General features: G+C 69.5%; 22 protein-coding genes and 1 pseudogene. 12 read left to right on the top strand and 11 right to left on the bottom strand.

What is annotated here, in order from left to right:
* Positions 1 to 53: 53 nt before the first annotated feature.
* The 4 genes and pseudogenes from dnaJ to Pka01_RS07015 all read left to right on the top strand — a co-directional run bounded on the left by dnaJ (position 54) and on the right by Pka01_RS07015 (position 5,387).
* Positions 54 to 1,244 (top strand): molecular chaperone DnaJ, encoded by a 1,191-nt coding sequence (dnaJ, locus tag Pka01_RS07030; RefSeq protein ID WP_203881783.1) that lies wholly within the window; start codon positions 54 to 56, stop codon positions 1,242 to 1,244.
* 4 nt (positions 1,245 to 1,248) lie between these two features.
* Positions 1,249 to 1,536 (top strand): annotated as a pseudogene (locus tag Pka01_RS07025) (heat shock protein transcriptional repressor HspR); the annotation flags it as partial.
* Between the two features lie 88 nt (positions 1,537 to 1,624).
* Positions 1,625 to 4,210, top strand: a complete 2,586-nt coding sequence (gene clpB, locus Pka01_RS07020; RefSeq protein ID WP_203881781.1) for an ATP-dependent chaperone ClpB — start codon at positions 1,625 to 1,627, stop codon at positions 4,208 to 4,210.
* Positions 4,211 to 4,307: 97 nt separating this feature from the next.
* Positions 4,308 to 5,387 carry a hypothetical protein gene (locus Pka01_RS07015; RefSeq protein WP_203881780.1) on the top strand — a complete coding sequence of 360 codons (1,080 nt, stop codon included), beginning with the start codon at positions 4,308 to 4,310 and terminating at the stop codon, positions 5,385 to 5,387.
* Positions 5,388 to 5,549: 162 nt separating this feature from the next.
* Here the strand turns inward: Pka01_RS07015 and Pka01_RS07010 are convergent, their stop codons facing one another.
* On the bottom strand, positions 5,550 to 6,086 hold the full coding sequence (locus Pka01_RS07010) for a YfgM family protein (RefSeq protein ID WP_203881779.1): 537 nt from the start codon (positions 6,084 to 6,086) through the stop codon (positions 5,550 to 5,552).
* A gap of 161 nt (positions 6,087 to 6,247) precedes the next feature.
* Between Pka01_RS07010 and Pka01_RS07005 the strand changes: the two genes are divergently transcribed.
* The gene (locus Pka01_RS07005; protein WP_203881778.1) at positions 6,248 to 6,706 is read left to right on the top strand and encodes a hypothetical protein; all 459 of its coding nucleotides are present in this window, start codon (positions 6,248 to 6,250) and stop codon (positions 6,704 to 6,706) included.
* On the opposite strand, the gene Pka01_RS07000 is transcribed toward Pka01_RS07005, so the two are convergent.
* Complete coding sequence (locus Pka01_RS07000; protein WP_203882020.1) at positions 6,667 to 7,230, bottom strand: TetR/AcrR family transcriptional regulator; 564 nt, start codon at positions 7,228 to 7,230, stop codon at positions 6,667 to 6,669. The two genes, Pka01_RS07005 and Pka01_RS07000, sit on opposite strands and share 40 nt — an antisense overlap.
* 198 nt (positions 7,231 to 7,428) lie before the next feature.
* Positions 7,429 to 8,499 carry a CapA family protein gene (locus tag Pka01_RS06995; RefSeq protein ID WP_239114801.1) on the bottom strand — a complete coding sequence of 357 codons (1,071 nt, stop codon included), beginning with the start codon at positions 8,497 to 8,499 and terminating at the stop codon, positions 7,429 to 7,431.
* A gap of 121 nt (positions 8,500 to 8,620) precedes the next feature.
* Between Pka01_RS06995 and Pka01_RS06990 the strand changes: the two genes are divergently transcribed.
* Positions 8,621 to 9,055, top strand: coding sequence for a Fur family transcriptional regulator (locus Pka01_RS06990; protein ID WP_203881776.1), 435 nt, complete (start codon positions 8,621 to 8,623; stop codon positions 9,053 to 9,055).
* A 55-nt stretch (positions 9,056 to 9,110) separates the two neighbouring features.
* Positions 9,111 to 10,556: a catalase gene (locus Pka01_RS06985; protein ID WP_203881775.1), complete on the top strand. Its 1,446-nt coding sequence runs from the start codon at positions 9,111 to 9,113 to the stop codon at positions 10,554 to 10,556.
* 131 nt (positions 10,557 to 10,687) lie between these two features.
* Here the strand turns inward: Pka01_RS06985 and Pka01_RS06980 are convergent, their stop codons facing one another.
* Complete coding sequence (locus Pka01_RS06980) at positions 10,688 to 10,894, bottom strand: DUF397 domain-containing protein (RefSeq protein ID WP_203881774.1); 207 nt, start codon at positions 10,892 to 10,894, stop codon at positions 10,688 to 10,690.
* Between the two features lie 61 nt (positions 10,895 to 10,955).
* A complete protein-coding gene (locus tag Pka01_RS06975) occupies positions 10,956 to 11,813 on the bottom strand; it encodes a helix-turn-helix domain-containing protein (protein ID WP_203881773.1) in 858 nt (285 codons plus the stop codon).
* Positions 11,814 to 12,334: 521 nt separating this feature from the next.
* Between Pka01_RS06975 and Pka01_RS06970 the strand changes: the two genes are divergently transcribed.
* The 4 genes from Pka01_RS06970 (at position 12,335) to Pka01_RS06955 (ending at position 16,497) form a co-directional block, all read left to right on the top strand.
* Entirely contained in the window at positions 12,335 to 12,490 is a 156-nt protein-coding gene (locus tag Pka01_RS06970; RefSeq protein WP_203881772.1) for a hypothetical protein, read from the top strand.
* Positions 12,491 to 12,651: 161 nt separating this feature from the next.
* The gene (locus tag Pka01_RS06965) at positions 12,652 to 14,820 is read left to right on the top strand and encodes a molybdopterin-dependent oxidoreductase (RefSeq protein WP_203881771.1); all 2,169 of its coding nucleotides are present in this window, start codon (positions 12,652 to 12,654) and stop codon (positions 14,818 to 14,820) included.
* A gap of 117 nt (positions 14,821 to 14,937) precedes the next feature.
* Entirely contained in the window at positions 14,938 to 15,489 is a 552-nt protein-coding gene (locus tag Pka01_RS06960; protein WP_203882019.1) for an HD domain-containing protein, read from the top strand.
* A 189-nt stretch (positions 15,490 to 15,678) separates the two neighbouring features.
* Positions 15,679 to 16,497, top strand: a complete 819-nt coding sequence (locus Pka01_RS06955) for a Rieske (2Fe-2S) protein (protein WP_239114799.1) — start codon at positions 15,679 to 15,681, stop codon at positions 16,495 to 16,497.
* A gap of 36 nt (positions 16,498 to 16,533) precedes the next feature.
* Here Pka01_RS06955 and Pka01_RS06950 read toward each other — a convergent pair whose 3' ends face one another.
* From Pka01_RS06950 to Pka01_RS06935, 4 genes are all read right to left on the bottom strand, one after another.
* Positions 16,534 to 16,779 (bottom strand): DUF8836 family protein, encoded by a 246-nt coding sequence (locus Pka01_RS06950; protein WP_239114798.1) that lies wholly within the window; start codon positions 16,777 to 16,779, stop codon positions 16,534 to 16,536.
* A 6-nt stretch (positions 16,780 to 16,785) separates the two neighbouring features.
* Positions 16,786 to 17,535 (bottom strand): sulfite exporter TauE/SafE family protein, encoded by a 750-nt coding sequence (locus Pka01_RS06945; protein ID WP_203881769.1) that lies wholly within the window; start codon positions 17,533 to 17,535, stop codon positions 16,786 to 16,788.
* 82 nt (positions 17,536 to 17,617) lie between these two features.
* A complete protein-coding gene (locus tag Pka01_RS06940) occupies positions 17,618 to 18,562 on the bottom strand; it encodes an SPFH domain-containing protein (protein ID WP_203881768.1) in 945 nt (314 codons plus the stop codon).
* A gap of 90 nt (positions 18,563 to 18,652) precedes the next feature.
* Entirely contained in the window at positions 18,653 to 19,441 is a 789-nt protein-coding gene (locus Pka01_RS06935) for an ABC transporter ATP-binding protein (protein WP_203881767.1), read from the bottom strand.
* A 63-nt stretch (positions 19,442 to 19,504) separates the two neighbouring features.
* Here Pka01_RS06935 and Pka01_RS06930 point away from each other — a divergent pair, with 63 nt between their 5' ends.
* The gene (locus tag Pka01_RS06930; RefSeq protein WP_239114797.1) at positions 19,505 to 20,236 is read left to right on the top strand and encodes an Rv1486c family protein; all 732 of its coding nucleotides are present in this window, start codon (positions 19,505 to 19,507) and stop codon (positions 20,234 to 20,236) included.
* A gap of 1 nt (position 20,237) precedes the next feature.
* Here the strand turns inward: Pka01_RS06930 and Pka01_RS06925 are convergent, their stop codons facing one another.
* Positions 20,238 to 20,855 carry a response regulator gene (locus Pka01_RS06925; RefSeq protein ID WP_203881766.1) on the bottom strand — a complete coding sequence of 206 codons (618 nt, stop codon included), beginning with the start codon at positions 20,853 to 20,855 and terminating at the stop codon, positions 20,238 to 20,240.
* Complete coding sequence (locus Pka01_RS06920; protein ID WP_239114796.1) at positions 20,852 to 21,997, bottom strand: GAF domain-containing sensor histidine kinase; 1,146 nt, start codon at positions 21,995 to 21,997, stop codon at positions 20,852 to 20,854. The genes Pka01_RS06925 and Pka01_RS06920 overlap by 4 nt, the downstream gene beginning before the upstream one ends.
* Positions 21,998 to 22,021 lie beyond the last annotated feature (24 nt).

Genomic DNA, 22,021 nt, shown 5'->3' with positions numbered 1-22,021 from the left:
CAAGATCGGGAGAGGCGGCCAACGACTCCCTTTTCGTGTGAAGGAAGCGATAGATGAGCACCAAGGACTACTTGGAGAAGGACTACTACGCCGTCCTTGGTGTGCCCAAGAGCGCGAGTGGCGAGGACATCAAGAAGGCCTATCGGAAGCTCGCCCGCAAGTACCACCCCGACGCCAACCAGGGCGACACCCAGACCGAGGAGAAGTTCAAGGAGGTCTCCGAGGCCTACGACGTCCTGTCCGACGCCAAGCGCCGCAAGGAGTACGACGAGGCCAGGACGCTGTTCGGCTCGGGCCTCGGGGGCTACGCCGGCGCGGGCGGCCAGCGGGGCGGCGGCTTCAACTTCGACTTCGGCGACCTGTTCTCGGGCAGCGGCACCGGTCACGGTCCGCAGTCCGGTACTGGCGAGCGCCTGGGCGACCTGTTCGGCGGCCTGTTCAACCGCGGCGGCGGCGCGACGCGCACGACCACGCAGCGGCCCCGTCGCGGCCAGGACATCGAGTCGGAGGTCACCCTCTCCTTCAGCGAGGCGGTCGACGGCACCACGGTGTCCCTCAGACTGACCAGTTCGTCGGCCTGCACGGCGTGCGGCGGCACGGGCGCGAAGGCGGGCACCACGCCCAGGGTGTGCCCCACGTGTGAGGGCACCGGGGCGGCCAGCCGCAACCTCGGCAACTTCGCCTTCTCCGAGCCCTGCCGCGAGTGCCGCGGCCGGGGCCTCCTGGTCGACGACCCCTGCCCGGTCTGCGAGGGAAGCGGGCGCGGCAAGAGCACCCGGACCATCCAGGCCAGGATCCCCGCCGGCGTCGGAGACGCCCAGCGGATCCGGCTCAAGGGAAAGGGCGCGCCTGGTGAGAACGGCGGCCCCGCGGGCGACCTCTACGTGCAGGTCCACGTGAAGCCGCACGCGGTCTTCGGGCGCAGCGGAGAGAACCTCACGATCAACGTTCCCGTCACCTTCCCGGAGGCCGCGCTCGGAGCCGAGATCAAGGTTCCGACCCTTCGCGGGATGCCGGTGACGCTTCGAATTCCGGAGGGCACGCCCAACGGGCGCACGTTCCGCGTCCGCGGCCGCGGCGCCGCCCGCAAGGACGGCACCAAGGGCGACCTGCTCGTCACCGTCCAGGTGGCGGTTCCGCAGGACCTCGACGACAAGGCCCGTGCGGCGCTCGAGGAGTTCAGGAACGCGACGGAGGGCGCCGACCTCCGTGACGAGCTGATCAAGCAGGCCAGAAGCGAGTGAGCCGATGGATGCCAACTTCTTCAACCTGTCCGACGACACCCCGGTCTATGTGATCTCGGTGGCCGCCCAGCTGTCGGGACTGCATCCGCAGACCCTGCGCCAGTACGACCGGCTCGGGCTCGTGAGCCCGGGCCGGTCGGCGGGGCGCGGCCGGCTCTACTCAACCCGGGACATCGTGCTGCTGCGCGAGGTCCAGCGGCTCTCCCAGGAAGACGGCATCAACCTGGCCGGCATCAAGCGCATCCTCGAACTCGAAACCGAGACCATGCGCCTGCGCGACGAGGTGGCCCGGCTCAGGGGAGAGCTGGCCATGATGCGGGCGCTGATCCGCTACGAACTGCCTCCTGCCTGATCTTCCGAAGCGAGGGCATCGAACACATATGGACTACAAGCTGACTCAGAAGAGCCAGGAAGCCCTGTCCGGGGCGGTCCGGCGGGCGGCCGCCGAGGGGAACCCCGAGGTCGCGCCCGCCCACCTCTTCACCACGTTGCTGGCCCAGTCGGGCGGCACCGCCGTACCGCTCCTGGAGGCGGTCGGCGCGGACTGGAAGCGGCTGCGGACGCAGGCCGAGGAGCAGCTCGCCCGCCTTCCCAAGGCGCAGGGCTCCACGGTGAGCGCGCCGTCGACCTCCCGGCAGCTGCTCACCGTGCTGAACACCGCCGCCCAGCGGGCCAAGCGGCTCGAGGACGACTACGTCTCGACCGAGCACCTGCTCGTCGGCCTCGCCGCGGACGGCGGCCAGGTGGCCGACCTGCTCAAGGCCGAGGGGGCCACGCCCAACGCCCTGCTCGACGTGTTCGAGAAGGTCCGCGGGCACGCCCGGGTGACGAGCGAGACGCCCGAGGACACCTACCAGGCGCTCGAGAAGTACGGCGTCGACCTCACCGAGCGGGCGCGGGGCGGCAAGCTCGACCCCGTGATCGGCCGGGACACCGAGATCCGGCGCGTGGTCCAGGTGTTGTCGCGCCGCACCAAGAACAACCCCGTGCTGATCGGCGAGCCCGGCGTCGGCAAGACCGCCGTCGTCGAGGGCCTCGCCCAGCGGATCATCGCGGGCGACGTGCCCGAGAGCCTCAAGAACAAGCGCCTGGTCGCCCTCGACCTCGGCGCGATGGTCGCGGGCGCTAAGTACCGCGGCGAGTTCGAGGAGCGCCTCAAGGCCGTGCTCAACGAGATCAAGGAGAGCGACGGCCAGATCGTCACGTTCATCGACGAACTGCACACCATGGTCGGCGCGGGCGCGGCCGAGGGCGCGATGGACGCGGGCAACATGCTCAAGCCCATGCTCGCCCGCGGCGAGCTGCGGATGATCGGCGCCACCACGCTCGACGAGTACCGCGAGCGCATCGAGAAGGACCCCGCGCTGGAGCGCCGCTTCCAGCAGGTCTACGTCGGCGAGCCGACGGTCGAGGACACGATCGCGATCCTGCGCGGGCTCAAGGGCCGATACGAGGCGCACCACAAGGTGCAGATCTCCGACGGCGCGCTCGTCGCCGCGGCGACCTTGTCCGACCGGTACATCACCGCCCGCTTCCTCCCCGACAAGGCCATCGACCTCGTCGACGAGTCGATGTCGCGCCTCCGCATGGAGATCGACTCCAGGCCCGTGGAGATCGACGAGCTTCAGCGCATCGTCGACCGCCTGAAGATGGAGGAGCTCGCACTCGCCAAGGAGACCGACGACGCGAGCCGGCAGCGCCTGGACAAGCTCCGCGAGGAGCTGGCCAACCGCCAGGAGGAGCTCAACGGCCTGGTCGGGCGTTGGGAGCGCGAGAAGGCCGGGCTGAACCGGGTCGGCGAGCTGAAGAAGCAGCTCGACGAGGCGCGCAGCGCCGCCGAGCGGGCCCAGCGTGACGGCGACTTCGAGGCCGCCTCCCGTCTGATGTACGGCGACGTGCCCCGGCTGGAGAAGGATCTCGCCGAGGCCACCCGGGTCGCGGAGGAGGCCGAGGCCGAGCCGATGGTCAAGGAGGAGGTCGGCCCCGACGACATCGCCGAGGTCATCTCGTCCTGGACCGGCATCCCCGCCGGGCGGCTCCTGGAAGGCGAGACGGCCAAGCTCCTCCGGATGGAGGACGAGCTGGGCAGGCGCCTCATCGGCCAGCGCCAGGCCGTACAGGCCGTCTCGGACGCGGTGCGGCGGGCCCGCGCCGGCATCTCCGACCCCGACCGGCCCACCGGTTCGTTCCTGTTCCTCGGCCCGACGGGTGTCGGCAAGACCGAGCTGGCCAAGGCCCTCGCGGAGTTCCTGTTCGACGACGAGCGCGCCATGACCCGCATCGACATGAGCGAGTACGGCGAGAAGCACAGCGTGGCCCGGCTGGTGGGAGCGCCTCCCGGTTATGTCGGCTACGAGGAGGGCGGCCAGCTGACCGAAGCCGTGCGCCGCCGGCCGTACACGGTCGTGCTGCTCGACGAGGTGGAAAAGGCCCACCCGGAGGTCTTCGACATCCTGCTCCAGGTGCTCGACGACGGCAGGCTCACCGACGGGCAGGGGCGGACGGTCGACTTCCGCAACACGATCCTGATCCTGACCTCCAACATCGGCTCGCACTTCCTGGTCGATCCCAACTTGGAGAACGGGGCGAAGCGGGAGGCCGTGCTGAACGCGGTGCGGGGTGCGTTCAAGCCGGAGTTCCTCAACCGGCTCGACGACGTCATCGTCTTCGACGCCCTCGGCACCGAGGAGCTGTCGCAGATCGTCGACCTCCAGGTGTCGCGGCTCGCCGGCAGGCTCGCCGACCGCCGCCTGACGCTGACGGTGACCCCGGCGGCACGCGACTGGCTCGCGCTCACCGGCTACGACCCGCTGTACGGCGCCCGCCCGCTGCGGCGGCTGGTGCAGTCGGCGATCGGTGACAAGCTCGCCAAGGAGCTGCTGTCCGGCGAGGTCCGCGATGGGGACGAGGTAATGGTCGACCTTGACGAAGCCGGTGACACGCTAAGCATCCAGCCCGCTCGGTAAGGTCTTCCCCACCATTGAGGCAAGCCGACCCCCGCGTTTTCCCTCGCTGCTACGTTCGGCGTTCGTCGGAATACCGTAAGCAACCAGGGGGACGTGGATGTCCAGGACATCACGAAGTATGCGGGGGCGGTGCGTCGTTCTGGCGGCGGTCACCGCGGGGGTGAGCTGGCTCGCGACCGGTCACGCGATGGCGGACGGCGCGACCGTGTCCGCTCCGTGCAAGCCGCAGAAGCAGAGCTCGCCGGCGGACCTGAGCACCCTCACGCCGCCGAACGGAGTGCTCAGCATCGCCGACACCGCCGGAGCCGCCGCCGGGCAGGGCCTCACGTCGCTGCCCGGGCGGCCGTCCACCCCGGTCAAGGGCGGCACGGCTCAGGGCGCCGCGGGCAAGTCCGCCCCGGGCCGTCCGAGGACGCTTCCGGCCGCGCCCGACGCGTCGACCCTGCTGCCCGCCGTCCCGGACGGCAGGAGGGCTCCCGCGGGAGCCCAGTCGGCCGCGGAGTCCGCGGCCGGGTCGGCGGCGCAGTCCGTGGCGAAGGGCGTCCCCGCCGAGATGCCGAACCCCGCTCCGGCGGTGGACGCGGCGCAGTCCGTGGCCAAGCAGGCCGCCATGGGGGCCTCCGCCGCGGCCGCGGCCGCACAGCCGGCGACGAAGACGCCCGCGGTACCGCTCATGGCCATCGCCCCGGCGCGGCCGAGCGTGACGCACCAGTCGTGCACGCCGGAGTCCGCGATGACCAGGACCGAGCACAACCCCAAGGGCCGCCACGCGGAGAGACAAGGCAAGGACGACAAGTCGTCATCCCGTTCGGGCGCCGAGTTCCTTCCCGCGCATCCGAACGGCCGCCCCCAGCACAAGGTGCCGCCGGCCGTCACCCAGCCGGGCGAGACGAAGCCGGCCGGTCCCGGCAAGGCCGCGCGTGACGCCGAGACCCAGAAGAACGCCGGAGCCAAGGGCAAGCACGCGGATCAGGGCCGCCGCCACGACGGGGGCGCGAAGGCCCGCTCCATCGAGGGAGCCGACAGCCGGACCGGCGTCGTGCACCCGAAGGCGCCGACGCATGGGAACGGCGCCGTCCCCAACGACCTCACCGCTCCCGCGCTCGCCAAGGCCGCGGACGCACGCTCGGTGACCAAGCTCGCCAACAACGCGACCGACAGCACGATCCTGCCCTGACCGCAGGCACAGAGGACATCCCGGCCGTGCGCCTTCGCAGCGGCCGGGACAGAAGGGGCCGTAAGCCGCGCGGCCCCTTTTTCATGCAAACAGCCATCCCGCGGGCGTCACGGTCTTTCGCGGCCGCCCCGGACGCGGGGTCCAGCGGCGGCCGGCCGGGGTTCAGCGGGTGACGTCGAGCAGGGCGTCGAGATCGTCTTCGGGCAGTCCGAGGTCGACCCGGATGCGGTAACGGGTGCGCAGCAGCACCTCCCGCATCGTGGTGCCCGACGCGCAGGCGCGGACCCCCTCGGTGGCCCACTCGTGGGCCTCCTGCAGATCTCCGTACGCCACCAGCGTCTCGGCCACGGTGAGTGCCGTGGCCGGGTTCCAGGGGCCGGCCTTGATGTCCGCGATGACGTCCCGGGCCTCCTCGGAACGTTCTAGCTCGAAGAGCGTGTCGGCGATGCCGGAACGGGGATCGATCAGCACATCACCCCCGTCGTCGACCGCGCTCCTGAACCGCTCGAGAGCGTTCACGGGCTGGCCCGCCTGACGCCACTCCTCCGCGGCCAGCACGAGAATCGCCGCCCTCGACACCTCGCCGGACTCGTAGCCCTGGGCCAGCGCGTCGAGTTGGGATGCGAGAGCACCGTGGTCATCGAGCAGGAGCGCCTGTTCGAGCAGTCGATCCAGCTGCTCATGAGTCACATGTGCCACAGACCCGAGGCTACCGACCTCGGAGTGCCTTTGCAGGGACAACGGCAGGCATTCACGAAGCAACGATTAGTACACGTTCGCCTACGAATCGTGTCTCAGTACAGCTGACCGGGCATATTGCCCGCGCTGTCGTAATCGGAGCTGGCGGGGGGCGGCAGGTCATGTCCAAGCGGGTGATGGTGACTCTCGCGTCCGCAGCCGTCCTGTCCGCAGTCGTCCCCGGCATCGCCGGCTATGTGACGGCTCAGTTCGAGGCTCTCGATCAGGCGCGCAAGGACCTCGCGCGGCTCCAGAACCAGTTGCGCATGGTCGAGTTGAACGTCGAGCCCGCCGCGGCCGTCCCCTGTGGTCCCGGTACCTCCTCCGACGACAACATGCGGGAACTTCAGGCTCCCCGGCACACGCACGTCCGGCCGTGGCACAACTCCGCCTACATGCAGGCGGTGCCGCCATCGATATGGAACTCCCTGGTGGTGCCGGACATCTCGCGCCCGGCGGTGACGCCCTGGCCTCGCGAGATCGCCCATCAGCCGCTGCGCTTCGAGCGGAGCGCCAGGGCCCCCCGCGACTGGCCCCATGATCATTCCAGTTGGGCCGACCGCAACTGGCGCGAGAGGTAACCGCGGACCAACTGTCTCGCCTCCGCGACGATCTCCGGAGCGCCTGAGGAGTCGTGCCGGAAGGCGAGCTTGAGCACGGCGTCCCCCGCTTCCGCGGCGACGAGGATGGCACGGTCCACCTCCTCGCTGTCGAGCAGGCCGAACTCCTCCAGCAACAGCGCGCGCAGCCGCCCGGAGATCACGGTGTTGCTGTCCGCGACCGAGTCGGGCACGTCGAGCCCCACGACGTCACCGAAATGGAGCGAGCGGAACCCGGGGACCGTTCTGTGCAGGTCGACGTACTCGTCGATGATCGCGTCGACCGCCTCCCACCACCCGCTGTAGTCGTCGGTGATGAAGCGGCGGCCGACCCGGGTCACGAACAGCTCGAGATTCCTCCGGGTCAGCGCCTGGCTCAGGGCCCGCTTGTCGGGGAAGAACTGGTAGACCGACCCGATGGCGACACCGGCCCGCTCGGCGACCCGGGTGGTCGAGAGCGCCTCGTAGCCGCCCTCGTCCAGCAACTCCGCGCAGGCGTCGAGCATCCGCTCGACCCTGCGGGCGCTCCTGCGTTGCGACGGACGCCTGCGCAGGGGCGTGGCCGGGGCCGCCGACTCCCGCCCGCCACCAGAAGAACGTTCCACATCCTGTACGCGCTGGCTGGACACACACCCATCTTGCACGCGGATGCCGCCGAGGTCAGGTCTTACTCATGAGTCGCATGGAAATGCCGGGGCGCCGGCTCACGGGGTGGCGTCGAGGCCGGTGCAGCCGCGCAGCTTCCGATAGTCGGTGACGCTCTGCTGCTTGGCCGCTCCGGTCTGCGGGACGGGGATCCCGCCGCTGATCCGCGCAGGGGTCCACTGATCCTTGAGGACCTTCCTGCCGTTGATCGTCAACGTCAGCACGCCCGTCTTGCCGGTCTCGGGACCGGAGTTGTAGAACGCGAAATTGCCCAGGCCGTACTGGACGTAGGCGCCTTCGTGATACCCGCCGCCGAGCAGCACGTGGGCGTGGCTGCCCACGATGACGTCTGCGCCCGCCTTCTCGAGCGCCTCCGCCAGGGAGCGCTGGACCGACGTGGGACAGGTGGCGAGTTCGGTGCCCCAGTGCAGGAAGACGATCACGGTGTCGGAGTTCTTCCTGGCGTCACGTACGGCCTTGATCAGACGCGGCTCGTTCTTCGCTGAGGCGAGGCCGCCCTGGTCCGCGGTGGCCGTCCACGCCTGGATGAACTCGTCGTCGAGGACCTGCGTCGCGCCGATCAACGACACGCGGTTGCCTTTGACGGTGACCCGGTAAGGACGGTAGGCCGCCGCCTCGTCCTTGCCGATGCCGACCACGGGGAACTTGCTCCGCCTGATCGCGCCGAGGGTGTCCTGCAGGCCGCTCTCCATGTAGTCCATGCCGTGGTTGTTGGCCATCGTGACCACGTCGACCCCGGCCGCCTTCAGCGCCGTGAAGGCCGTGGCCGGAGCCCGGAAGGTGTACTGCTTGCCCGGAGCGGGCGAACCGCCGGTGGTGATGGCCGTCTCCAGGTTGAGGGCCGTCAGGTCGGCCTTGCGCAGCACGTTCGCGATCGGGCCGAGGGCCGTACGCGGATCGGCGTCGAGGCGGCCGCGCAGGACGCCCTCGAAGTGCACGTCACCGGCGAAGGAGATCGTGTACGGCCGTCGCGCCGGCTTGGCCGGTGCCGACGTGGCGGGGCGGGCGGTCGCCTCCTGCTCCACCGGGCTGGGCGCCGGGTCGCCCTGCGCGGCCGAGCACGCGACGGAGGCGGCGAGAAGGAGGAGGGCGGGGAGGAGACGTCTCACGCCAACAGAGCATGCCATCTCCAGCCGACACCAGGGGGTATGGGGCAAAGGTTTCGTCAGAAGAGACTGGGAGAGTTCCTTTACTTGAATGATTCAGCTTTAGTGAGCTAGCGTGGTGAGTGTGGGAGACGCCATCCGACTTCGCCAGGCAGGGCTGCGGGTAACCGCCGCCCGGCTGGCCATCATGCAGACCGTGCGGGGCGGCGACCATCTCGATGTGGAGGCCATTCACCGCGGCGTCTGCGATCGGGTCGGTCAGGTCTCCCTGCAAGCCGTCTACGACTCGCTGAACGCGCTTCAGCGCGGCGGGCTGCTCCGTCGCATCGAGCCGGCGGGGAGCCCCACTCGCTACGAGGCCAGGGTGGGCGACAACCACCACCACCTCGTCTGCCGCGAGTGCGGAAGGGTCACCGACGTCGACTGTGCCATCGGGCACGCCCCCTGCCTGGAACCCGTGTCCAACGCCGGATTCGTGGTCGACGAGGCGGACGTCATCTATTGGGGGATCTGTCCCGACTGTCACACCGTCACCGCTGAAGTCGCGGGCCTCGACTGATCCACGCGCTCGTGCCCGGATCCGCGGCTTCCGAATAGCAATCCCGGAGGAACCGATGACCGACAGGCCGATAACCACCACCGACGCAGGGATTCCCGCTCCCAGCGACGAGTTCTCGCTGTCCGTCGGGCCCAACGGGCCCCTGCTGATGCAGGACCACTACGTCATTCAGAAGATGGCCCAGTTCAACCGGGAACGGGTGCCCGAGCGCGTCGTGCACGCCAAGGGCGGCGGCGCCTACGGCCTGCTGCAGATCACCGAGGACGTCAGCCAGTTCACCAGGGCCGACCTGTTCCAGAAGGGCAGGGAGACCGACATGTTCCTGCGCTTCTCCACGGTGGCGGGCGAGCTCGGCAGCGCGGACACGGCACGCGACCCGCGCGGATTCGCGATCAAGTTCTACACCGAAGAGGGCAACTACGACCTGGTCGGCAACAACACGCCGGTCTTCTTCATCCGCGACCCCTCGAAGTTCTCCGACTTCATCCACAGCCAGAAGCGCCGTGCGGACAACCATCTGCGCGACAACAACATGCAGTGGGACTTCTGGACGTTGTCACCGGAGTCCGCGCATCAGGTGACGTTCCTGATGACCGACCGGGGCACGCCGAGGAGCTGGCGCAACATGCACGGCTTCGGCTCCCACACGTTCCTCTGGTACAACGCGAACGGCGAGAAGTTCTGGATCAAGTACCACTTCAAGACCGCCCAGGGCATCGAGAACTACACCGCCGCCGAGGCCGCGGAACTCGTGGCGGATCCCGACCACCACATCCGTGACCTGTACATCGCGATCAAGAACGGCGACCATCCGTCCTGGACGGTGAACGTCCAGATCATGCCGTTCGAGGCCGCCGCGGACTACCGCTTCAACCCGTTCGACCTGACCAAGGTGTGGCCGCACGGCGACTACCCCGAGATCACGATCGGCAGGTTCACCCTCAACCGCAACCCGGAGAACTACTTCGCCGAGGTCGAGCAGGCCGCCTTCGAGCCGGCCAACCTCGTGCCCGGCATCGGACCGTCCCCGGACAAGATGCTCCAGGGCCGGCTGTTCTCCTATCCCGACACGCACCGCTACCGCATCGGACCCAATTACCTGCAGCTTCCGGTCAATCAGCCGAAGTCGCCCGTCCACAGCTACAACAAGGACGGCGCGATGCGGTTCAGCAACTCAAGCGACCCGGTGTACGCGCCGAACAGCATGGGGGGCCCGGCAGCGGATCCGTCGATCTTCGCGGGCGAGAACTACCACGTCTCGGGTGAGATCATCCGCAGCGCGTACGCCAAGCACGCGGAGGACGACGACTTCGTCCAGCCGCGCGCCCTGTGGGAGAACGTCCTGTCGGACACCGACCGGGCGCACCTGGTGGGCAACATCGTCGGCCACGCCTCGGCTCCCGAGGTCACGGGCGACATGAAGAAGCGCGTGGTCGACTACTGGACCAACGTGCACAAGGACCTCGGCCAGGGCGTCGCCCAGGGCCTGGGTCTCGCCTGACCCCCGTCCCCTCACAGCGTGCGGCTTGCTCCCTTCTCCTTGGGCGCAAGCCGCACGCGCGTGTCGGCCGCGTGCGTTTCCGCACACGGCGCGGGTCGCCGCATTCGTCCTGACGGCATGCGGCGGCCTACTTATATGTCGAACTCGCCGTCCTTGACTCCACCGATGAAGGCGTCCCATTCGACCGGTGTGAATACGAGGACGGGACCCTCCTGGTTCTTGCTGTCCCGAACGCCGACCTGGCCGTCGGACAAAACGGCTATTTCAACACAGGCGCAGTTGTTGGCACTGCGCGTGCTCTTCCACCAGACGGCGCCGGGCAGATCCGTAGCGTTCATTTATTGGTCTCTCCCCCCGGGGTGATCCCTCGTCGGGGCTTCCGAGGCGGCTCAGGATGGCTCATCGCCAGCGACTAAGACGTTTTTCCACGCATTTCCGGGAGGCCTCGACGCCGAGTGCCTTGCTTTCCAGGTAATCGAAGGCGACCTCATAGCGGTACACGATGGTCTCGTCCTCGACCAGGCGGCCGCCGAGAAGCGCCTCCAGATACACCACGTCATGGAATTCGGGCACCTTGAGATGACTGAAGGCTCCCGTGTTGATCGGGTGCTCGGCATCCAGGGGGAGGATCCTCAACTGGACGTTGGGGAGTTCCGAGACTTCGATCAGCCGTCCGAGCTGTTCTCTCATCACGTCGTCGTCCCCGAAACGGCGAAGCAGCACCGACTCCTCGAGGACGACCGAGATGTTCAGCGGGCTCCGGGTGCCGAGGACGGACTCCTGGCGGGCCATCCGGACCTCGATCCGGCTCCGGACCCCGCCTGGTGCCTCGAGCGTGCTCCGCTGTCCGCTTTCCATCATGGCTCGGACGTATGTCTCCGTCTGGAACAGACCCGGCACCACCTGGGGTTCCCAGTCTCGTGCCGCCGTGGCTTCGGCCTCCAGCCCAAGGAAAGTGGTGTATTCCTTCGGCAGAGAGTCCCGATACTCCTCCCACCAGCCCTTTCGGGTTGCATCCCGGTGCAGGGCAAGCAGCTCATGGCGCTGGCGCGAATCTACCACGTAGATCACCAGGAGGGCGTCGATGTCGGCCTCGCGCGGCGAGGTTCGCGCCGTCTCGATCCGGCTGACCTTCGCCGCCGACCATCCCAGCTGCGCGGCGACCTGGTCGCCGGTCAACTCGGCGCGCTCTCTCAGCCGGCGGAGCTCCTGACCGAGCCTTCGCCGGCGAACAGTGGGACTGCCATGATCCGGCACCCCGGCCGTCCTCCTTGGTCACGCCGAGCGGGCGCGCGCCTTCGTCGGGCCGCTTGTCTGAACGGTGCAAATTGCACCGACACATGCACCGTACGCCTAAAAGATCCTTGCAAGTTTCCTTTCTCCAAGTATTGCAGCCATATCTCTCCTGGGTCACGATCGAGCGGGAGGGGTTCCCGGAATTTCGGGGAGGCGCCGATGAAAATGCGGCGAACGGCTCGGCGAACCGCTTCTTTCACATGGGCGACATCCGTATCCGGCGACGGCATGACCCCTCGCGGATATCGAGACGACGGGGAGGCGTCCGGCCACCGGGAATCATCACGTGCCTAGGGACGGCGACCAGGTCGCTCGCATCACGACGCGCCCGTTCGCGGGCCACGTTAAAGCCGGGCCGAAAGGCTGCCACCTGCCGACCCGGCGAGCACAAACGAGAACTCCACCTCGAAGCCACCCGAAAAGGAGTCTCCATGCATCCCCACGGTACCAATTGGTTATTACTAATCAAGACCCACATGAACATGGCGGATCAAGCTCTCTGCGCGGACCAGGACGGCTGGGCGCGAGAACTCCGCTGGACGGTCAACCGGACCGGTTTCGGCGCCCGCCAGTATCGCGACCCGCGGTTCGATCTCGTGCGCGAGCTCGAGGAGGTCGGCCGCGCCTTCACCGCGTGACGACGCCCGCCCGCCGTCCGCGCGTCCCACAGGCGCGCCCAGACGCACCGCGGGGGCGTCAGGGCGCTGGGAAGCCCTAGAACTAAATTCGGTTCTGGGGCTTCCCTCAGTGGCGACACCGGTGAAGGATGAGTTCGACTCCCGGACCCAGGAGGCCTGGCATGGAGACCGTCCACCGGACCTGTCCGCTGTGCGAGGCCGTCTGCGGTCTGAAGATCACCCTCGACGACGCGGGCCGGGTGGCCGAGGTCCGCGGCGACAGGGAAGACCCCTTCAGCAAGGGGTTCATCTGCCCCAAGGGCGCCTCGCTCGGCCACCTCGACGAGGACCCCGACCGCCTCGAGGCGCCCCTGGTCCGGGACGGCGGCGGATGGCGTGAGGTCTCCTGGGAGGAGGCGTTCGCGGCCGTCGAGCGGGGACTCTCCCCGATCCCCGGCCCGAGCCGGGCGATCTACCTCGGCAATCCCAACGCCCACACGATGGCGGGCTCCCTGTACGGCGCACCCCTGGTCCGGGCGCTCGGAACCAGGAACGTCTTCTCGGCGAGCACCGCCGACCAGATGCCCAAGCACGTGTCGTGCGGCCTGATGTTCGGCCACCCGCTGTCGATCCCCGTACCCGACCTCGACCGCACCGACTACCTGCTCATGCTGGGCGCCAATCCGCTGGAGTCGAACGGCTCGCTGTGCACGGCGCCCGACTTCCCCGGCCGGTTGAAGGCCCTGCGGGGGCGCGGAGGCAGGTTCGTCGTGGTCGATCCCCGGCGGACGCGGACGGCCTCCCTGGCCGACGAGCACGTCTTCATCCGCCCGGGCACCGACGCCTACCTGCTCGCGGGCATCGCCCACACGCTCTTCGCCGAGGACCTCGTCACGGTCACGGTTCCCGCGGCCGGTCTCGCCGAGGTGGCGGGCGCCCTCGCCGATTTCCCGCCCGCCGCCTGCGCGCAGGCCTGCGGCGTCGACGCCGAAGTGATCGTACGGCTCGCGCGGGAACTCGCCTCCGCTCCCACCGCGGCCGTCTACGGCCGCATCGGCACGTGCACGGCGGAGTTCGGGACGCTGGCCCAGTGGCTGGTCGACGTGATCAACGTCCTGACCGGCAATCTCGACCGTCCCGGTGGCGTGATGTTCCCCCGGCCCGCCACGGAGAGGCCCGGACGGCGCCGGCCGTACCGGACCGGGCGGTGGCACAGCCGGGTGCGCGGACTGCCGGAGGCGAACGGCGAGCTGCCGGTGGCGACTCTCGCCGACGAGATCGAGGGCTCCGGAGAAGGCCAGGTCAGAGCTTTGATCACGGTGGCGGGCAACCCCGTGCTCTCCGCGCCGAACGGGACGCGGCTGGACCGGGTGCTGCCGGGCCTGGAGTTCATGGTCAGCGTGGACCCCTATCTCAACGAGACCACCCGCCACGCCGACGTGATCCTGCCTCCGCCGCGGATCCTGCAGTCGGGACATTTCGACTTCGCGCTCCTCGGCTTCGCCGTCCGCAACTACGCGCGGTACTCGCCTGCCGCGCTACCCCTGGACGGGCGGCCGTCGGAGGCCGAGATCCTCGCCCGCCTGGCGATGATCGCGTCGGGACAGGGTGCGGACGCCGAGCCCGCGCTGCTCGACGAGCTGATCCTCGACCAGATGTTGCGGGCGGCGGCCGACTCCGGCGCCGGCACGCTCCCCTCTCACGACCCTGCAGAGCTCCGCGGCCTGCTCGACGGGGCGAACGGCCCTGAGCTGCGGCTGGACGCCATGTTGCGGCTCGGCCCCTACGGCGAGTGGAACGGCGGGAATCTGTCGCTGCCTGAGCTGCTCAGGCATCCGCACGGGCTCGACCTGGGTCCGCTCGAACCACGCCTTCCCGGCCTTCTCAGCACCGCCTCCGGCCTCGTCGAGCTCGCGCCTGCCGCCGTACTCGACGATCTCGTACGGCTGCGCGCCGGGCTCGGCCGCCGGGCGCCCGAGTTCGTCCTGATCGGACGGCGCCACCTGAGATCGAACAACAGCTGGCTGCACAACGTCGGGCCGCTGGTCGGCGGCAGCAACCGCTGCACGCTGCAGATCAACCCCGCCGACGTCACCCGGCTCGGGCTCGGCGACAAGGCGGTGGTCCGTTCGGCGGCCGGTGAACTCGCCGTGCCCCTTGAACCGACCGACTCGATCATGCCGGGCGTGGTGAGCCTGCCACACGGCTGGGGTCACGACGGGAGCGCCCAGGCCGTCGCGGCCAGGAACGCCGGCTTCAGCGTCAACGCCCTCACCGACGAGACGGTCGTCGACCCCCTGTCCGGGAACGCCGTCTTCAACGGGGTGCCCGTCGTGATCGTGTGCCCCTGAGGCGCCGGCGGCCCCGCAATCGCGGGACTCGCGGGCGAGCGGTGATCACCGGGCGTTAGGCTTTCGCGGGTGACGATCGCTCTCCAGGAACGGCTGGACGCCCAGATCACCTTCGCCATGGAGATCGACAAGCTCAAGCGCGTCATCCGGCGGAACACGTTGATCGACGGTTCACGGCGGGAGAACGACGCCGAGCATTCCTGGCATCTCGGCATGATGGCCATGGTCATGGCTGAGCACGCCCCGCCGGGAACCGATCTCGACAGGGTCGTCGCCATGTTGCTGATCCACGACATCGTGGAGATCGACGCCGGCGACACCTTCATCTACGACACCGTGGCGGTCGAACACCAGGCCGCGCGCGAGCAGGCGGCGGCCGACCGGATCTTCGGAATGCTCCCCGAGGACCAGTGCACGCGGCTTCGGGCCCTCTGGGACGAGTTCGAGGAGCGCCGCACGCGTGAGGCGCGCTTCGCCAAGGCGCTCGACCGGCTCGCGCCCATCCTGGCCAACCACCACAACGAGGGCGGATCCTGGGTGCTGAACAAGGTGACCGCCCGGCAGGTGCTGGAGAAGGTGGAGATCATCGCAGAGGGTTCGCCGGCGCTCGGCGAGTTCGCGACCCGGCTGATCGAGGAGTCCGTCGCCAGCGGTCATCTCGCCCCCTGAGACTCCGTCGCCCTCGCAGAAGCCCTGCTGAGGCGTGCCGCCCCATGTTCGTGGCCGTGGCGGGCGGGTACGTGGACCCTGTTAAGGGGGCGAATGATGGAGAAGACGACAAGGCCGCGACGGACGGGCCGCCTGCCACGAATTGTCCCATCCGCTAACCTCCTCGACGGGCTCGAACGGACGACCGCCATGGATCGGCCGGTCAACGCGCTCTCCAAGGCCGTACGCCGCAGACTGGGCCCGAGCAGGTTCCGGGACGTGCTGCACGGCGTCCCCCTGGGACACCCGCTGCATCCCGCGATGGCGATGGTGAGCGCGGGGTGCTGGATCGCGTCGGCGGTGCTCGACGTGACGAGATCCGACACCCGGGCGACGCGGACCCTGATCGCGACCGGCGTCGGCATGGCCCTGCCCACCGCGACCGCCGGTCTGGCCGACTGGTCGGCGTTGCACCGGGAGCAGCAACGGGTGGGGTTCGTACACGCGATCATGAACCTGACCGCCACCGGCCTCTACACAGGCTCGCTGCTGATGCGGATGGCCGGTCGCGAGCGGACCGGCCGGGCTCTGGCGTTCACCGGGCTCGGGGCGGCCTCGGTCGGCGCCTACCTCGGCGGGCACATGGCCTACCGCCAGGCCGCCGGGGCCAACCACGCCGAGTCGGTGAGTCACCTGGTGCCCCTCGGCTGGCACGATCTCTGCTCGCTCAAGGATCTGCCCAACGGGCGTCCGGTCAGAAGGCGCCTCGGCTACATCGAGCTGTTCGTGCTCCGCCTGGGCGACGGCGTGAGCGTACTGGCGGACGGCTGCTCGCATCTGGCCGGGCCGCTCCACCAGGGCCGCGTCACTCTCGAGGGCGGCGAGCCCTGCATCGTCTGCCCCTGGCACAGCAGCGTCTTCCGCATCTCGGACGGCTCGGTCGTGCACGGCCCCGCGACCGCCAGGCAGCCCGCGTTCAGGACCCGGTTACGGCAGGACGGCGTCGTCCAGGTCCGTCCCGCCGACTGAACGCACGCCGAACCCGCCCCGGCCGCCGGGGCGCCGTCAGACCTCGTCCGGTTTCGGGCCGTCCGCGGGATGCTCGACCAGGGCGAGGATCCGGGAGGACATGAATCGCGCCGTGCGCACCTGCGTGCCCGTCCTCGTCACCTCGCTGACCTCGACGATGCCCCGGCCCGTGCTGATCTCCACGCGACGTCCCGCCCTGGTCGCGATCACCTCGTAGGTGCGCGGGGTTCCCCCCGCATCAATGACGATCTCCACCCAGTCGCCCTTCATAAGGGCGTACATACCCTTTTACGACAACAGCTTCACTATCGCCACGACTCCGACGCACACGATGAACCCGCGGAGCAGGGCCGGGGGGAGCCTGCGCCCAACGCGGGCGCCGAAGAAACCGCCCAGGGCCGAGCCGACGGCCACCAGCACCACCACGAGCCAGTTCACGTCGGCCACCAGGATGAACAACGCCGCGGCCGTCGCGTTGACCAGCAGGGACAACAGGTTCTTCGCGGCGTTGATCCGCTGCAGGTGCTCGTCGAGGAACACGCCGAGCAGGCCGATGAGCACGATCCCCTGCGCGGCGCCGAAATAGCCTCCGTAGACGCTCGTGAGCAGGACGCCGAGCCACAACCACGGCCCTCCGTGGGGATGCGGCATGCGCCGTCCGGTCAGCCACCGGCTCAGCCTCGGCTGAAGCAGCACCAGGACGCACGCCACCGCGATGAGGACGGTCACGATCACAGGGAACGCGGCCTCAGGCAGGGTGAGGAGCAGCAGCCCGCCCGTCAGCGATCCCAGTACGGCGGCGGCCGCCAGCCGGAACAGCCGGCTACGCTGCCCCGTCAGTTCGGCGCGGTAGCCCAGCACACCGGTGACGCCTCCTGGCACCAGCCCGATGTTGTTGGACACGTTGGCCACGATGGGCGGGATCCCCACGGCCAGCAACGTCGGAAATGTGATCAGTGATCCCGACCCCACCACTGCGTTGATCGCACCGGCTCCCATGCCGGCCGCGAACACGGCGGCGGCGTCGAACGGCGTCAAGAGCACTTCTCCCTCGTACGGCTAACGCCTGATCGTAGGCGGCAGGCCGTACGGGGATCGCGAGCACCCCCGGATCGCCGCGTCAGCCGGCGGAGGTCGCGCCGTTCTGGTCGGTGGTCGTCGGGTCCTTCGGCGCGGAGAACAGGCCGCCCAGGTTCTCGAGGACCTTGTTCATCTCCGAGGGGACGATCCAGACCTTGTTGGCGTCACCCTTGGCGATCTCGGGAAGCATCTGGAGGTACTGGTAGGCCAGCAGCCGCTGGTCGGGCTTGCCCTCGTGGATGGCGCGGAAGACCATCGCGATGGCGTCCGCCTGACCCTTGGCCCGCATGGCCTGGGCCTCCGCGTCGGCCTGCGCGCGGAGCACGACGGCCTCCGCCTCTCCCTTGGCCTTGAGCACGGCCGATTCGCGCTGCCCCTGCGCGGTGAGGATGGCGGACTGCTTCTGCCCCTCGGCGGAGAGGATCGCGGCCCGCTTGTCGCGGTCGGCCCGCATCTGCTTCTCCATGGAGTCCTGGATCGAGGCCGGCGGGTCGATGGCCTTGAGCTCCACACGGTTGACCCGGATGCCCCACCTCCCCGTGGCGTCGTCGAGCACGCCGCGCAGCTCGGTGTTGATCTCCTCGCGGGAGGTCAGCGTCCGCTCCAGGTCCATCCCGCCGACGACGTTGCGCAGGGTCGTCACGGTCAGCTGCTCGACGGCGACGATGAAGCTGGCGATCTCGTAGGTCGCCGCCTTCGGATCGGTGACCTGGAAGTAGATGACCGTGTCGATCGAGACGACCAGGTTGTCCGAGGTGATCACCGGTTGGGGAGGGAACGTGACCACCTGTTCACGCAGGTCGACCTCGACCTTGATCCGGTCGATGAAGGGGATCACCAAGGTGAGACCCGCCTGGAGGGTCCGGTGATACCTGCCGAAACGTTCCACGATGCAGGCGGTCGCCTGGGGAACGATCCGGACCGTCCTGACCAGGGCGAGTCCAATGACGGCCACCGCGACCACGCCGACGATGAGCAGACCCATCCGACACTCCAGTCTGTGAACCCTGACTGGAGGATATGTCGTTTTGGCTTTACGCGCCGATTAAGTGCTGATGTCGGAGAGTTGGGGATCTCAGTACGGCCGGGCGTACCAGCGGCCCGTCATGCTCCGCTCCAGCGCCAGGGGCACGCCGAACGTGTGCGAGAGGTTGTCGGACGTCATCACGGACTCGATCGGGCCCTGGGCGACCGCGGAGCCGTGGCGGAGCAGCATCGCGTGGGTGAAGCCGGCGGGGATCTCCTCGACATGGTGGGTGACCAGGACCATCGTCGGGGCCTTGGAGTCCTGGGCCAGCGTGCCGAGGCGGCGTACGAGGTCCTCCCGACCGGCCACGTCGAGCCCGGCCGCGGGCTCGTCCAGCAGCAGTAACTCGGGGTCGGGCATGAGGGCCCTGGCGATCTGGACACGCTTGCGTTCCCCCTCGGAGAGGGTCGCGAAGCGACGGCGGATCAGGTGGGCGCAGCCGAACTGGTCGATCAGCTCGACCGCCCGGGTCACGTCGTGGGAGTCGTACTCCTCCGTCCACCGGCCGAGGATCGCGTAGGAGGCGGTGAGCACGAGGTCGATGACCTTCTCGTCCGGCGGCACCCGCTCGGCGAGCGCCGAACTGGCCAGCCCGATCCTCGTCCGCAGTTCGAAGACGTCCACCTGGCCGAGCCGTTCGCCGAGAACGTCCACAGAGCCCTCGGTGGGGTACATGAGCGCGCCCGCCACCTGGAGCAGAGTCGTCTTGCCCGCGCCGTTGGGGCCGATGATCACCCAGCGCTCGTCCTCGCGCACGGTCCAGTCGATTCCGCGCAGCAGCGCCGCCCCGTCTCGTCGGACGGCCACGTCCTGAAACCGAAGCACCTGACCGCCCATGTGGACCCCCTCCCGTGAATGCTCCACCAACTATGACAGGCCGCAACACTTATCGTGGATCGGGTGCGCATCGATTCACCGATCTCCGCCATCCTCGTTTCGTGGGGCAACGCCTGGCTGGCCGGCCACGTCGGTCTGGACGAGGCCGTCGACCGCGTCGAGCGGGCGGCGGGCCCCCAAGTGGTGGCAGTCGACTCGAGCGAGACGACGCTCCGCTCGTTCCTCGTGGACCAGCGGGTCGAAGGGCTCGTCTCGTTCCGCCTGGCCCTCCCGATCCCCGGAGACCCCCTCGGACTGACCGGACCCCCCGCCTTCAACGGCTCCGCCATCGACGCCGGCCAGGCCGTGGTCGCCGTCCTCGCGGGGCGCTGCCTCGGCCTCGTGCCCGCCGACGACAGAAGAGGATCGTCCTACTCGGGCGTCCGCTGGACCGCGTGCGCGGCCTCGGCCGTGGAGCCGAGCCTTCCTTCGCTCGCCGAGGCCGAGCAGGCGCTGTCGGCGGCCATGCGGTCGGCCACCGAGGCGCTGCTCGGCGTCGACGGGCCGGCACAGGGCTTCCCGGCGCTCGACACGGTCGACGACGCCCTCGCCCCCGGTTATCCGGGCCGGGCGCACCGGGTCGGCGCCCTCGCCGCCCGGCTCGCTCTCGCCCTGCGCCTGGCCGACGAGCGCGGCCTCACGTCCGGGCAGCTCGCGACGCGCGGTGAGGCCTTCCGCGAGCTCGACAGGGCCGTACGGCGGGCCCGGGTGGCCGCCCATCACGCCATCGTCGAGTCGGGCCAGCCGCAGACCTAGGTCACGCGAGGCCGTGCCTGACGGCGTAGAGGGCCGCCTGGGTCCTGTCCTGCACACCGAGCTTCATCAGGACGTTGGACACGTGGGTCTTCACGGTCTTCTCGGCCACGACGAGGTGGCGGGCGATCTCCCGGTTGGAACAGCCCGCGGCGATCAACCTGAGCACCTCGAGCTCCCGCTCCGTCAGGACGGCCACGGCGTCCGTCGCCGACGCCTGGCCGGTCAGCATGGCCACCGCGGCCTCCGGCGCGAGCAGGACCTGGCCGCCGTGGACGGCCCTGATGGCCTGAACCAGCGCGGCCGGGTCGACGTCCTTGTAGAGGAAGCCCGACGCACCGGCCCGCATCGCGGGGGCCACGTCGACCGGGTCGCTCACCGAGGTCAGGACGATCACCCGGACGCCGCGGCCCTCCAGCCGCCCGAGCGCCCCGAGCCCGTCGAGGACGGGCATCCTGAGGTCGAGCAGCAGCACGTCGGGCGAGAGCGACTCGGCCATCGCCACCGCCTCCTCGCCGTCGGCGGCCTCCCCGATCACGGTGAGGTCGTCCTGCACGTCGAGGAACGTGCGCAGGCCCTGCCGTACGACGGGGTGGTCGTCGGCGATCAGCACCCGGATCACGCGGGCACCTCCAAGCGGATCATCGTGCCGTGGCCGGGCCGCGAGACCACGGTGAGCGACCCGCCGGCGGCCTCGGCGCGCTCGTTCATCGAGGCGAGGCCCAGCCCGCGCCCGCCGGCGTCGTCGAACCCCTTCCCGTCGTCGCTCACCTCGAGCACCAGCCTCGGCGGTTCGTGCGAGAGCCGTACGGCGACGCTCGCGGCGGCGGCGTGCCGCAGCGAGTTGTGCAGGGCCTCCTGCGCGACCCTGAAGACGGCGATCTCGGTCAGCGGCGGCAGTTCGCCGGGCTCGGCGCCCTCGAACGTGAAGGAGACCGAGACGGGATGCAGGCGGTCGAGCAGGTCGGCGTGCTTACGGAGGGTCTCGACGAGCCCGTGCCTGTCGAGCTCGGCCGGGCGGAGCTCGACGATCACCGCGCGCAACTCGGCGATCGCCTCCCCGGCCATCCGCTCCACCTGCTCGATCTCCCGCGCCGCGCGCTCAGGATCGGACCGCATCAGCGAAACGGCCGCCCTCGCCGTGAGCCGGAGCGAGAACAGCTTCTGGCTGACGGAGTCATGGAGATCGCGGGCCACCCGCGTCCGCTCCTCGACGACCGTCAGCTCCCTGCCGCGTTCGTACAGGCGGGCGTTGATGAGCGCGATGGCCGCGTGGGCGGCGAACATCGTGAGCAGTTCCTCGTCGGCCTGGGTGAACCCTCCCGGCACCTTCTTGTTGGACAGGAAGATGATCCCCAGCACCTGCTCGCCGTCCAGGATCGGCACGCCGAGGAAGTCCTTGAGCACGGGATGGGCCCGGGGCCAGTACTCGAACCTGGAGTCCCTGCGGATGTCGGCGAGCCGCACGGGCGCGCCTTCGCGGAGCATCGCCCCGAGCATGCCGTGTTGCCGCGGCGTCGGGCCGATCGCGTCCCACTGCTCGTCCGTGATCCCCTCGGCGACGAACTCGGCGAACGCGCCCTGGTCGTCCGGCACGCCCAGCGCCGCGTAGCGGGCGTCGAGAAGCCTCGCCGCCGACCGCACGATGACCTGGAGCACCTCACGGACGGACAGGTGCCGGGTGACGGCCAGTACGGCCGAGCTGACGGCGTGCAGCACGGCGTCCCGGCCGGGCGCGGCGATCTCGCTGGTTTCCTCCGGCACGCGACCACCCTAAGCGGTCGGCAC

The organism is Planotetraspora kaengkrachanensis (assembly GCF_016862895.1).
GTDB classification, from domain to species: Bacteria; Actinomycetota; Actinomycetes; order Streptosporangiales; family Streptosporangiaceae; genus Planotetraspora; species Planotetraspora kaengkrachanensis.
This window is presented reverse-complemented; position numbering and strand designations above follow the sequence as displayed.